The organism is Calditrichota bacterium (assembly GCA_013152715.1).
Taxonomy (GTDB): domain Bacteria; phylum Zhuqueibacterota; class Zhuqueibacteria; order Thermofontimicrobiales; family Thermofontimicrobiaceae; genus 4484-87.
Genome location: JAADFU010000033.1, coordinates 1 through 13,296, shown reverse-complemented (window position 1 = coordinate 13,296; position 13,296 = coordinate 1). Strand labels below are relative to the sequence as shown.

Genomic DNA, 13,296 nt, shown 5'->3' with positions numbered 1-13,296 from the left:
ATCAAATACAGCCATTATTTGACGCTTACTCTGAACAGACTATGACTCAGGTCAGCTTGCGGTTTTGTATTTCGCATCCGGCGTGTCACACCGTGATTCCCGGAGCAAAGACTCCGCAGCAGGTCGCGGACAATTGTCAGGCATCGGATTTTGGGCCTATCCCGGGAGAGATGATTCCGCAATTGGGAGATTAATTTGCAAACTATCTGTCCGGGCTAAAGGAAATTGCCACCGAGACACAGAAAAAAACTCCGTGATCATAGCCGCTCTGGGGTGAGAAATCGCGACAAAAAAATACAACGCATTTTTCACTAAACTTTTTCTTCAACATTTCGTAAATAAAAATAAAAAAAATTACAAAGCAAAAGAAATCGCTTGATATTAAAGAGAAATTTTAATAAATTAATTACAACAGAGTAAAGTAGTCGGGAGAACCTCGATTGAGATTTCAAGCTAATTGGGCAATTGAAATAAGGACGATGGAGGGTTGAGCAAAGAAAATTGTTACTGAAAAACAGCTTCGAGCGGCGACATGAGTTTTCTTTTCTCGTAATTTGGGGATAAGCAATAATTCTTTCCCGTCGGAGAGGAACGCTCTGACGATTCTGATCTCTGCCCTCCTGCGCGTCAAAAACTTACCGAACTTCACTGAGCGAGCAGCGATGACTTGCACGCGAAGAACATATCTCATCTGTTTTTTTTTGATCGCACTGATGCAGTTTGCGGTCGGCGGGGATCTATTTTCTGAAAATAAAAAGAAAGGCGATTCTTTCGATCCCCTGATGCATTCGAGGCGTATTATTGTCAAATTTACCGAGTCCGTCAAATTTGCTAGCCAAAAGGGAAAAATAATAACCACCGCATCCTCTGCACTCGATTCTTTGAATCAAATTTTCGGCGTTTCCGCCATGCGCCCGGTCTATCCTGCTTTGGCGGATTTTCCCCAATCCGTGAAAGAATTCTTTTCCAAATTGTTCGTTATTGAATTTTCCCGGGAAATCGATGTTGCTGACGCGCTGGAGAAATATTCGCGATTGTCCGCCGTGGATTTTGTGGAGCCGGATTATTTCTATTTTTCGACTTTTTCCGAACCTGCCGCCCGGCAGACGCCGGAAAGACAATTGTCTCTCCGATTCTCTCAAAAAGAACAAAGTCAATCTCTCAAAATAGCAATTTTGTCGCCGGATGGCAGCGGGCTTTTTGCTGCGCCGGAAATTTTATTGAAAGACAGCGCTGAAAAGCGCGACGGCAAATTGAAATTTTACGGCGGTCTGGCGATGGTTGACTTCGTGGGCAATTGCGTTCGCGCCTGGGCTGGCGACCTCGATGAAAAATATTCCTTGAAAATTTTGCCTCTCAGGGCAGGTACGGTTGCGGCGAGCGGTGCAGGAGAGTTTTCCGCTTCCGGTATCGCCCGATCCGTCATGTCCGCTGCGCAAAAGAAAGCGGGCGTGATCGTGCTTCCTTTTTGGGGCTATGGTGTGTCTCAGACGCTGGAGGCGGCTCTTGCGGCGTGCGATTCAATGAATTGTGTGTTGGTGGCTGCAGCCGGGGAAGAAAACAGCGGTGCCCCGGTGTACCCGGCGGCATTCAAAAATGTGCTGGCAGTTTCTGCCGTAAATTTGCGGGGAGAAAAAATCCCTTCGGCAAATTACGGCGATTACATCGACCTCTCGGCAGCCGGTTATTTTTCGCAATGGGAAACGATTCCCGATTCTCTGCAAAGATTTCTCTCGCCGACGATTCTGGCAGCCGGCCACGTTGCCGCCGCCGCCGCGATTTTGCGGGCGGAATTTCCTGATCTGATGCCACGCGAAATTCGAGAACGGCTGATTTTCAGTTGTGACAATATTTATTTTGCCGATGCGCCTACGTTCGGAGCTCTGCTCGGAGCAGGAAAGTTGAATCCGGGGCGAGCCATGAAGGGCGTGCGCGCGCCAAATATTATCGTCAAAAAAATGAATTTTCGCAATGAAATAGACCGCGCGGAAATTAACCCGGGAAATCGGGTGGCGATCTTTTTTGAGTTGCAAAATTTGTCGGCGGAAGCGCACAATGTTCGCATTCGGCTGCTGGTTTCCGACGCCATGATTGGCATGGATCGGACTGAAATTACTCTGGAGAAACTGGGCTTTGGTGAAATTTATGCCAATAAAACAAGTCCGCTGCAAATCAGACTGCCTTCTCATTTTCCGGAAAATTACCAGCCGCAAGTCCTGTTGAGCGTGGAGACAGCGGAAGGTTTTCGCACGCAGCGCGCCTTGCGGCTGCGAAAGGGACTGGTTGCGCCGCAGGAATTTCATCTGCAAAGCGCAAATCCGATTACTCTTGTCTGGAAAAAAAATCCAGCGTTTGCGGGGTACAAAGTCTATCGCAAAAATGCATTTTCCGGCGATTATTTTCAATTGCTGACAAAAGAACCGCTATCAGATTCACTTTTTATTGATAGCGCGGCAGAGATTGGCATTCTGTCCGAATACTACGTCACAGGAGTGGACAGCATTGGCAGGGAATCTGTTCCGGCAAAATCGCTGCAAGCCCGATTCATTCCGCCGCCGGAATTTTCTTTCAGTCCGGCAGACACGGCAGTCTTTGTGAAAGATTCCATTGAATTTCAGGTTTCGCTGACGCCGCCGGACTCATTGTATTCGTTGCATTATTTTTGGTTTCTGAATGATTCGCTCCGGGCAGAGGGCAAAAAATTAATTTTACCGCAGGAAAATTTCTTCGCCGAGAAAGACACGCTGCGGTTGCAAATTTCCGATTCCGGCGGCGCGGTCGTTTCCCAGCACATCTGGCTGCTGCAGCGAGAGGAAAATTTTCCGGTCGAAAAGCCTGAAATTGTCCAAAAATATCCGCCGGCGGATACCACAATTTTGTTTCCCGATTCTTTGTCTTTTTCTGTCAGCTTGCGTGCCGCAATGAATGATTCTGTGCGCTTTTTGTGGTTTGTGAGTGACTCATTGGCTGCCCAGGGCGCGGATTCATTTTTCATTTTTCAGCCCGCGCCCGAGATGACGCCGCCGGAGACGATTCGCGTCCACTGCGAGGTTGCGGATACGGTTTTGTCACAGCAATGGGTAGTTAATTGGGATTTGCCCGTTCAGAAGGTCGCGGCGGTTATTTTTTCGCCTGCCCGAGACACGACAATTTTTGTCGGCGATACGCTTCTGTTAGAAGTTAATTTGCCGGAAAAAATTGACAGCCTTTTTGCCTGCTTCTGGGGCGGAAACGGCGAAACTGACAGCAGCGAAAGTCGGCAGCGTTTCCTTTTTGCGGCGGATAGCGCCGGGACAGACACGATCATTTGCCGCTATTTTTCAGCAGATTCAGAACGGACGCATCAGTGGGTCATTTCTATTTTGCGGAGAAATTCACCGCCGCTATTGCGCGCTAATTTTTCGCCCGGCGATACGACTCTTTTTGTCGGTGACACGTTGAAATTTCTAATCCAAGTGAGCGATGCCGAGGAAGATTCGCTGCGTTTCCTCTGGCAGGTCAATGGCGTCGTCGATTCGACGGCGGATTCGCTCTCGTTCGTTTTTTTGAGGCAGGAAGTGGATTCAGCGGAGACGGACACGGTTTCGTTCATTGCGTTTGACGCCGATACCAGCGTGCAGTTGGACTGGGTGGTCTCGATTTTGGAGAGAAAAAATCACCCGCCGATTTTCAAAGAAATTTTTCCCGATTCCCAGTTTGTCGTTTTGAAAAATGATTCCTGCCTTTTTTCCGTGTCTTGTGTCGATGCAGACAGCGACTCCGTCTCTTTCCGCTGGTGGGTCGATGGTAAATTTGACAGTTCGGCGCATGATTCCAGTTTTTTGTTCAAAAAGTCGGATTTGACAGATTCGCTCACAAGGGTCAAGGTCGCTGTCGGCGACGGCAAAGATTCGACAATTTACGTCTGGGAAGTTCGCTCCGCGCAAATTGACACGGCGCCGTCCGCATGGCGATTTTTCCCGGCGCAGGACACGATTTTTGTGGCTGCGGGCGATTCTGTGATTTTCGGCGCGGAAAATGCAGATTCCACAATTATTTTTAACTGGACTCGCGACGCATTTCCCGATTCAATTTTTCGCGGCGCAGATTACATTTTTCGTTCCCAGCCAACATTTTTGCAGGAAATAGTCTCTGTTCGCGCCGAGAAAAATGATTGGCAAAAAGAGCGGCAGTGGGTGGTCGTCGTTGCGCCGGACACTGCGCTCACTAATTTGGCGCGAATCATGTTTTTTCCTGAAAATGACTCTATTTTTGCTGCACCCGGCGATTCGATTCGGTTTCTCGTCCGCGTGCCTCGCTCCCAGGCAAGCACCACATTTTTCTGGAAAATTTCCTCGGCAAAGGGGCAGTTAACCGGGGACAGCGCTTTGGTGCGCTTCATCGCTGACGATTTTCAGGCTCCTGAAACGCTGCGCGTAAAAGTTCAGCTTTCAGATTCTGTGCACGCGCATCAGTGGATTATTTTCGCAGCAAAGAAAACTTTGCCGGTGCCAATTATTCTTTCGCCGGATCGCGAACGTCGCGTCAGTGAATTTGACGCTTTTCGCTGGCAGCCCGATTCTAATCTAACGAAAAGCGCGGCTGGAAAAAAATTGAAGTACGTGATTCAATTGAGCGCCGATTCTTCGTTTTCGGAAATTTTCAGCAGCGATACAGTGCAGACGACGCAATTTTCTCTGTCCGATTGCAGTCAGCTTGAAAAGTTGAAGCCGGAAAAGATTTTGCACTGGCGCGTCCGCGTCCTGGCTGGGGACGGCGAATCTTCTCCGTTTGCTCTGGCGAAATTTCCCATCGTTTTTTATCCGGAGTTTTCCACAGTCGCCCAATTCGGAAGCGAAATTCAATCTGACGGCATTGCCCTGAGTTGGCAGCTTTCCTATCGCGGCAAATGTCGGGGGTTCAATCTTTACCGCAAGAACGGCGAGAATGGCGACTTTGTCAAAGTGAACGAACATTTGATCAGCGGCGGCGCTGAATTCCATTTCACTGATAATTTCCAGACCAACGCCACTGTTTTGCAGTACAAGTTAGAAGAGATTTCTCAATCCAATAGAAAAAAAGAGCACCAAACAATTCGCGTGGAAATGCCGCTTCCCAATGACTATTCTCTGTCGCAAAATTCGCCCAATCCGTTCAATTCGTCCACTTCGTTCCGCTTTGAAATTCCGCGCGCGACACATGTGGCCATTGAAGTTTACAATATTTTGGGAAAAAAGGTGAGAACCCTGATCAACGAACGCCGCGAAGCGGGTTTTTACACGGTGTATTGGGACGGTATCGATGACAACGGCGAACAGGTGGGCAGCGGAATTTATTTTTACAACATGGCTGCGGATCAATTTCATGCGACGCACAAAATGATTGTGGTGCGATAGTGGCTAATCGCAGCGCTTTTGCCTGAAAAAATATTCCTCAAAAACAAATTTCAATTTTCGAAATTTGCGAAACCTTTGCCGCAAGTTTGAGTAAAAAAATAAAATTCATTCGCGAAATCTCCCTCAGTAATCTAATTCACTGCACTTTAAAACCAAAAAGGAGAAAAAAATGAAATTTTCTCGCCTACTCATTGTCTTTCTGCTTTTTCCGCTGCTGTTATTTTCTCAAGTCAAAATTAACGGAAAAGTCATTGGTGCCGACGGAAAGCCGCCGGTTTTGGCGCATGTGCATCTGAAAAACATTGATCTGAATGTGGGAGATGTGCTCAAAACCGAAAAAGTGAATCCGGATGGTTCTTTTGAAATCACGGCTGATGAAGTTGGGGCTTACTATTTGCTGTTCACAGCAGCGAATCATGATTATGCGATGGTGCCGCTGATTGTCGAAGGAAAAATGGAGCCCGTTCGTCTCACGATAAAATTAGCGACGCTGCCGTACAAAGAAAAATTCGACGAAGTGAAAATTACCGGCGACTGGAACGATTTTAGTTTCAAAAATCCGGAAACTATGACGCCGCAATCAGACGGGACTTTTATTTACGAAAGGGATGTCGAGGCTGACACTCTTGCTTATCAATTGCTCGGTTTGACAAAAAGCCCGCGCAGCGTCAACGGCACTCAATCGGATCGTTACGTCTACGATGGAGGAGGAGATTATCGGTCAATAGTAAAAATTAACGGCGGGAAAGCGAGAATTAAATTTGACCCTGAAAAAATAATGCAAATTCCTGCAGAGAAGAATCTCGTTGAAGTGACTTTTGAAAATAACAAGGATTTTCAGGAAATGTGGGCGATGCAGAGCCTTGTGAGCGAAAACGGGAAAAAATACCTCGCTGGAATGGGCGAATACCGCAAAACGCATGAAGACATCAAGAGTTACAAGTACGACTGGAATCCCGTAATTGAAATTCTGAAACAAAAATTAGAGAGTGACGCGCCTCTTTTGGTGCGACAATTTGCCGGGTGTGAGCTGGCTACACTTTTAATGTACCGGGCGGATGTTGACACAACCACACTTGCCAAAGTGGGGAAAATGTTGCCTTACGAGTCTCCGTTATGGGCGATGAATAGCAATTTGCCCATGATGATCTATCGCGGCGGAGATTATTTGCCGCAAGTTTTGGAGCAATTGAAAGAGCGAAATCCCATCCGAAAAGTGAGAGCGACTGCGCTGTCCAGTTTAGCACTGATGGCAGATTACAAAGGCGAGAAGGAAAAGGTTAAAAGATACTACGCTGAATTAAAAGAAAAATATGGCGATATCAGGGACGTTGAGTTCACGCTCAGGAAGCTTGACCCCAACAAAAAAATTAGGGTTGGCGCAAAAGTGCCTGATTTTGAGGTGCAACTTTTGAACAGTCAGGAAAAAATTTCCGCCAAATCCCTTTTGGGAAAATATTATTTGTTGGATTTCTGGGCGACCTGGTGCGGTCCCTGTGTCGGCGAAATGGAAAATTTGCACAAAGCGTACGAGCAATTCAAAGACAAAGTGCAATTCATCAGCCTGTCGCTGGATTTTCAAAAGGAAAAAATTGCCGAGTTTCGGGCGAAAAAGTGGAAAATGCCCTGGATTAACGCTTATTTGAACGAAGATCCGAACAAAGAAGTCGCTAAAATTTTTGAAGTCATGGCGATTCCCAGACCGATTTTAGTGAATCCTCAGGGCGTCATCGTTGCTTTGGAAGGTGAGTTGCGAGGGCAGCGTCTGCTGGATACGTTGGCGAAATTTACGCAAGTAACAAAAACAAAATAGAACGAAAACGCCCCTGCAAATCAAGTTTTTTGGTTTGCGGGGATTTTTTGATTATTTGAAAAAAATGAGGAGATTTACCATCGACCGTAGTGAAATAATTCCCAAGAAACTCTTGCTTCCGCCGATCGACATCTGGGCGAATCAGTGGCTTTTGCTGACGAGCGGCGATTTTAAAACCGGAAAATTTAACACCATGACCGTTGCCTGGGGCAGTTTCGGCGAGATGTGGAATAAGCCGTTTGCGCAAGTGGTCGTTCGTCCCACGCGTCACACGTTTGAATTCATGGAAAAGTTTGACACATTCACGCTAACGGCATTTCCCGAAAAATACCGCAACGCGCTTTCGTTGCTGGGCACAAAATCAGGACGAGACGGCGACAAAATCAAAGAAGCCGGTCTGACGCCGATTGAGTCAAAAAAAGTGGCGGCGCCGACTTTCGCCGAGGCGGAGTTGGTCATTGAATGTCGGAAAATTTACTGGCAGGATTTTGATCCGAGCCATTTTTGGGATAAAGGTATTGAAAAAAATTATCCGCTGAAGGATTACCATCGCATTTATTTTGGGGAGATTGTTTCGGTTCAGGCGACGGAGCGCTACGTCGACCTGCGCGAAAATGAGGAAAGAGATGAAAAAATATGAGTTTTTTTACTTGGCAGGAATTTTCGTCATCATTTTAAGCTTGGCGTATTATTTCATTTCTTCATCTCCGGTACTCACAACACCGGACGGCGCCGTTGTTAATCTTACCGGCGAAAAGGGGGAGATCGATTCCACGGCTGCGGTCGATGACGCTATCAGCAGCTTTTTTGAAAAGGAACGCGCCGAAAAAATGAAACTGCTCTGGTTCACCGTCCCGATTGGTATTTTGCTGCTCGGGGCAGGCGTGAGAGTGAAACGAAAAATTGAGGGACCTGATCTTTTCATTGACAGAGAGGATGATGGTGAGGAATTTTGAAGCGCGAGAAATTTTGCCTTATTTCAAATGTTTCACGATTTCATAAATGGCAACGCCGTAGGCAACGGAGACGTTGAGCGATTGTTTTATTCCGAACATGGGAATTTCCACCGCCAAATCTGCTAAGGCAATGACTTCGTCGGACACGCCGGTAATTTCATGGCCAATCACCAGACACAAGGGAAAATTGTATTCAACTCGAGAAAAATCGAGGGGCGCGTCCGTGTGTTCCAACGCTACAATTTGGTATCCCTGCGCTTTGAGCGCGCGCACTGCCTGTTCCGCAAAAGGTACATATTCCCAGGGCACGCTTTTTTCCGAACCCAACGCTGCTTTTTGGATTTCCGCCCGGGGAGGCGTTCCTGTGATGCCGCAGAGGTACAATTTTTCCGCTCCGGCGGCATCAGAGGTGCGGAAAATGGAACCCACATTGTGCAAACTGCGAATATTGTCAAGCACAACGCTCACGGGCCTTCGCGGACGATTTTGGATTTCAGTCAACGAAGGCGATGATTGAATTTTGTCAAGATAGTTGATTTTTTTCATTGCAATTTTTTGCTTTTTAAGAAAATTGTCTGCCGGGTAAACAGTGCATTACGAACCAACAAATCGCGGATTCACCACGTTGCTGTAAATTGATCCAAAAGTGTAGCCTACACCGATTGAAATTGAGTAATTGTACTGGGTCGCCAATTCCTTTCGATGCAATAAAATTTCTTCTTCGGATGCGCCTTCGCTGGAAAGAGCCAACTGATCATGGATGCGCGAAATTCTTCCCCGAACGCGTAGCGAAAGCCCCTCGAATAAACGCAAACTGAAGTAAGTGTTAAATTGCAATTTATTTTTGGAAAAATCATGGAAATAATGAGAACCTCTTAACGTTGTGGAAATTGATCCCCATTTGTCTTTAATTTCAAAAGTGGCGGACAATTCCTGTTTCATTAATTTTTCCGACCATTTGTCATAGATTGTTTTTTCATAATATTTATTTTTTGCAACGCCCAACAAATACAAAAAACGTAACTCATGCCGTGTGGATTCTGAATAAGGATAGTAATTGTATTCAATAGCAGGCGCTATGCCCACGCCGAGTTTTGTGTTTGAGTAAATGGATGAATTCACCGATGTAAAACCGCCCACAGACCAGTGGTCTGTGATGCTTTTGACGATCATTCCAAAAAATCGCTGGGACCGAGTGATGCTTTTGTAAATACTGCCACTGATGTCGTAGCGATTCTCGCGGTACTCCGAATGAAATGAAAAATGCGTTTTTAGCTCCGGTGTTACGCGATCAGCAGAAACCGACCCATCGAGCGCAATTCGTGTGCGCGATTCTTCGCCGTTCAGATCGGTGTCTGTGTCAAAGTTGAATACCCAATAATTCCATTTGTCGCGAATAGCCTCTTTGCGAGGATTACGCTGCAATGAAATATTTAGCATGTCAGAGATCGGCGTCTGCGCGGCGTAACGAGCCAGCCCGATTTTCAATTTTTGCACAATCATGCTGCGAATTTCATCTTTCGTGTGAATTTGATTGGTGGCTAATTTCAGGGTGTCGTTCATGCCGACAAAATTTTTCTGCCCGATAAATGTGAAAGTGTACTCTCTGCCGCCACTGCCGTTTCTCTCTGTTGTCACCAAAACGTGCACTTGCGCTTCGTTCCGATCTCGAACATAATTGACAAAATTCACATGGGTTCTCACATAATCGAAATCACAACGACGGCAATCCAGAAAAATTTTCGGCGCGTTTCGCATCAATTCTTCGATTACATCGTCTTTACTATTGTCGAGGGAAAACAGAGACGGAACGAACAAAAATGAGCAAGCCAAAAAAAACAGGAATTTTTTCATGGGGTTGCCACCTGTGCTTATTGTCTTTTGTCCAAATGATTTAAATTAACGAGATTAAATGCAAATCAGAATTCCATAATATACAAATTTTAACATAAAAATCAAGCATCTTTTGGAAAAATTTTTCTAAATTTCTATTTTTTGGAAAAGTTTTTCCGCGAGAATTATTCACATTAAACTTGACTTTTGTGAAAAAAATTTGTAACATTAGCGCGATTATTATGAAATTAATCTATTCCAGTTCAGCAAGCTAGATAATTTCACCGCGAAGTTCGCGTAGAAAAAAACGAACACTTAACTGATAATAGTCCAAGGGATGAATGAAATATGACTTTGTTGTTATGGTTAGCGATTTTAGCGATAAGCTTGACTGCGCTTATCAAATCCTCAGATTATTTTACGACCGCTTCCGAGAAAATCGGACTCGCGTTGAAAATTCCGTCTTTCATTATCGGCATCACCATTGTTTCAATAGGCACTTCTTTGCCGGAACTTTTGACTTCCGTTGTTGCCGTGGCGTTTAAGAATACCGAGATCGTTATCGGCGACGTGGTCGGATCAAATATCACCAATATTTTTTTGGGTTTAGGATTGCTACCCTTAATTATTGGCTTTTTTAAGGTCAATAAAAATATTGTCAGCGTGGATTTGCCAATTTTGATTGGAACTACTTTTTTCCTTGGCGTGACGTGTTATGACGGCGTGTTTACTCAAATTGAAGCTGCTTTTGGCATCGTCGGATTTTTAATTTATATCAAGTACGCGATGAGAGAGCACCGTGAGTATCGCAAAAAAATGGAAGAGGAAAAGATCGCTTCGCCTTCGCTCAACCCGTGGCATTTCCTCATTTTGGTAGCGAGCTGTGCCGCGCTGTATTTTAGCGCGAAATATACCGTGATCTCTATCGTGAAAATAGCGGAAATAGCAAAAATTGGCACGGAAATCATCACCGCCAGCGCTGTGGCCCTGGGAACTTCATTGCCGGAAATCATCACCAGCGTGGTCGCTGCACGAAAAGGTAAAACTGACATTGCCGTCGGCACGCTGCTGGGATCGAATGTTTTCAACGCTTTTGCGATCATGGGCATTTCCGGTCTCTTTGGCAAATTGCTCATTCCGACAATGATGATTCATTTCGGGCTCCCGATGTTGTTACTGGCGACGATGCTTTATTTTTTCATCATGCTTGATCAGGAAATTACTAAATACGAAGGAGCGCTGCTGATCCTTTTTTATGGGCTTTTCCTGGGAAAACTCTTTTATCTGTTTTAACGTCGTTCTGCAAAATAAAGTCGAGCTCTCTGTTACAGGTTGTTTCGGGAGACGCCATCTTAACCGCAGAGCACACTCCCGCCGTTGACGTTCAAGATTTCTCCGGTGATGTGTCCGGCGAAATTCGATGCCAGAAAAAGCACTGCCGGCGCGATATCTTCCGGATCAGCGACTCTGTTTAGCGGCGTGGCAGCTTCCACTTGGCGCAGATATTCCCCGGACAAAATATCTCGCGTCATATCTGTCATCACCCAACCCGGAGCCACGCAATTGACTCTGATTTTACGCGGCGCTAATTCCACGGCTAATGATTTTGTCAGCGAAATCACTCCGCCCTTGCTGGCAGCGTAGTGAGAGTAGTGCGGTTCGCCGCGCTGGCCCGCTGTGCTGGCAATGAAAACCATTGCTCCGCCTGAATCGGGGAAATAGGGGAGAGCCTCGCGGGTCAAATAAAAAATGCTTTTCAAGTTCAAATCAATGGTGCGGTCGAGTTCCTGTTGCGTAATTTTGTCAATGTCGCCGCGCTCCCAGACGCCGTGATTGATGACGAGGATGTCGATGGTGCCGAACGTTTTTCCGGCGGAGTTGACCAATTCACGGCAGCCCTCTTCTGATAACAGGTCAGCTTGAAAAATGTGGCTTTCCACGGAAATTTCTTTCTGCAGCGATTTGGCAGATGAAATATCCTGCGTGTAATGAATTCCGATGCGACAACCGCATTCGGCGAACAACTTCGCGCATGCTCGCCCGATACCGCGGCTGGAACCGGTGACGAGGACGGTTTTTCCTGACAGGTCGTTTGCTAAATTCACGTTTTTTCTCTTCGTTCTGTTTGCAGTCTCAATGATCCTTGTACAGCCAAAATTTTGCTGAAATTTTTTATTGACTTTGAGTAACTTTTTTTTTATATTTACAGGCACAAAACGGGCGATTAGCTCAGGTGGTTAGAGTGCCGGTCTCACATACCGGAGGTCACTGGTTCGAGTCCAGTATCGCCCACTCGTTTTTAGCAGGCCTCTTTTCAGAGGCTTTTTTTATTTCTGAACATTTTCCAATTGACTTGCTTTGAGCCACTTCAAAAAATTATTTTCGATCACTTCATTATGTTTGACATCTGTTTTTTCGAGCACAATTTGTGCATTCCCGGTTAACTTCTCTGTGAAAGGTAAATTTTCTTTTTTTAGCATTTTCATAAAATCTTTGTGTTCAGGGGCAAGATGCTTTGTGTAAATGCTGCGCAAACGATGATTTTTATTCTGTTTTAACCAGGGAATGAGTTTCTCTGACAAAGCGTAAAAAGCGTCAAATAAAAAAACCTCTTGAATCTTGTCAGACAATCCGCCGCGTTCCAGCGCCAAAAGAGCAGGTCGGTAGCCGCCGCTGTGCGCGGTGATAATTAACTTGTTCAACCGCGCCGAATGAATTCTTTTCTCCGAAACAAGTAATTGCAAAATTTCTTCAACAAAATTTTTCAGTCCGTTTTCGTCTTCCATTTTGCCGCCGCCGGAATCGAGAGCGCGATAGGGACCTTGTGCCAGCACCAGAATCGTATTCTTTTTTGACGCAATCAACTGCTGTGCCATATTAAATTTTTCCAGCACATTGAGCACGTCATTGTTCCAGCCATGAAAATGAATGATTAAATTCGTTCCTTGTTCAGTGTCGGAAAATTTTTCCGGTACGATAATCACGGCGCTGCTGTCGCAGTAGTGCGGGTCGCGCGGGAAAAAACGGTTTTTGTAGCGGTGACCTTTTTCTCGCGACGGGTGCGGAAATGGCGAGTGTTGAAGTTGAACACGCGTCCATTCGCCCCCGGGAAATGATGTCCAATCCACCGATGTCACAAAAGGACGTTCGAATCCGAAATCGCCAGTGAAATAGTTCCAGATGAGCCTGCTGATTTTTGCGGCTGTTAGAGTGGTCTCATTTTCAGGCCCGCCCCGGCGATCGCGCGCTTCTTCGATGAAAATGGCCAAAGAAATATTTGCCCGCGGTGACAAAATAAGTCCCACGTCATTGGAAACGC

The 13,296-nt window shown here is 46.0% G+C and carries 10 protein-coding genes and 1 tRNA gene; 7 read left to right on the top strand and 4 right to left on the bottom strand.

The window, feature by feature from the left end; all coding sequences use genetic code 11:
- From GXO74_02905 to GXO74_02885, 5 genes are all read left to right on the top strand, one after another.
- Window positions 1-194: aldo/keto reductase (locus GXO74_02905; GenBank protein ID NOZ60608.1), on the top strand; the 194-nt coding region annotated here is incomplete at its 5' end.
- A gap of 468 nt (window positions 195-662) precedes the next feature.
- On the top strand, window positions 663-5,375 hold the full coding sequence (locus GXO74_02900; protein ID NOZ60607.1) for a S8 family serine peptidase: 4,713 nt from the start codon (window positions 663-665) through the stop codon (window positions 5,373-5,375).
- Between the two features lie 169 nt (window positions 5,376-5,544).
- Window positions 5,545-7,188, top strand: coding sequence for a redoxin domain-containing protein (locus GXO74_02895; protein ID NOZ60606.1), 1,644 nt, complete (start codon window positions 5,545-5,547; stop codon window positions 7,186-7,188).
- A 64-nt stretch (window positions 7,189-7,252) separates the two neighbouring features.
- Window positions 7,253-7,828, top strand: coding sequence for a flavin reductase family protein (locus tag GXO74_02890; GenBank protein ID NOZ60605.1), 576 nt, complete (start codon window positions 7,253-7,255; stop codon window positions 7,826-7,828).
- The gene (locus tag GXO74_02885; protein NOZ60604.1) at window positions 7,815-8,144 is read left to right on the top strand and encodes a hypothetical protein; all 330 of its coding nucleotides are present in this window, start codon (window positions 7,815-7,817) and stop codon (window positions 8,142-8,144) included. The genes GXO74_02890 and GXO74_02885 overlap by 14 nt, the downstream gene beginning before the upstream one ends.
- Before the next feature lie 18 nt (window positions 8,145-8,162).
- Here the strand turns inward: GXO74_02885 and GXO74_02880 are convergent, their stop codons facing one another.
- A complete protein-coding gene (locus GXO74_02880; protein NOZ60603.1) occupies window positions 8,163-8,690 on the bottom strand; it encodes an RNA methyltransferase in 528 nt (175 codons plus the stop codon).
- Between the two features lie 48 nt (window positions 8,691-8,738).
- Window positions 8,739-9,998 (bottom strand): hypothetical protein, encoded by a 1,260-nt coding sequence (locus GXO74_02875; GenBank protein NOZ60602.1) that lies wholly within the window; start codon window positions 9,996-9,998, stop codon window positions 8,739-8,741.
- A gap of 327 nt (window positions 9,999-10,325) precedes the next feature.
- Here GXO74_02875 and GXO74_02870 point away from each other — a divergent pair, with 327 nt between their 5' ends.
- Window positions 10,326-11,270 carry a calcium/sodium antiporter gene (locus tag GXO74_02870; protein ID NOZ60601.1) on the top strand — a complete coding sequence of 315 codons (945 nt, stop codon included), beginning with the start codon at window positions 10,326-10,328 and terminating at the stop codon, window positions 11,268-11,270.
- Window positions 11,271-11,329: 59 nt separating this feature from the next.
- Here GXO74_02870 and GXO74_02865 read toward each other — a convergent pair whose 3' ends face one another.
- The gene (locus GXO74_02865) at window positions 11,330-12,082 is read right to left on the bottom strand and encodes an SDR family oxidoreductase (GenBank protein NOZ60600.1); all 753 of its coding nucleotides are present in this window, start codon (window positions 12,080-12,082) and stop codon (window positions 11,330-11,332) included.
- Between the two features lie 113 nt (window positions 12,083-12,195).
- On the opposite strand from GXO74_02865, the gene GXO74_02860 reads away from it, so the two are divergent.
- Window positions 12,196-12,269: transfer RNA gene (locus GXO74_02860), tRNA-Val, on the top strand.
- Window positions 12,270-12,304: 35 nt separating this feature from the next.
- Here the strand turns inward: GXO74_02860 and GXO74_02855 are convergent.
- Window positions 12,305-13,296: hypothetical protein (locus GXO74_02855; GenBank protein ID NOZ60599.1), on the bottom strand; the 992-nt coding region annotated here is incomplete at its 5' end.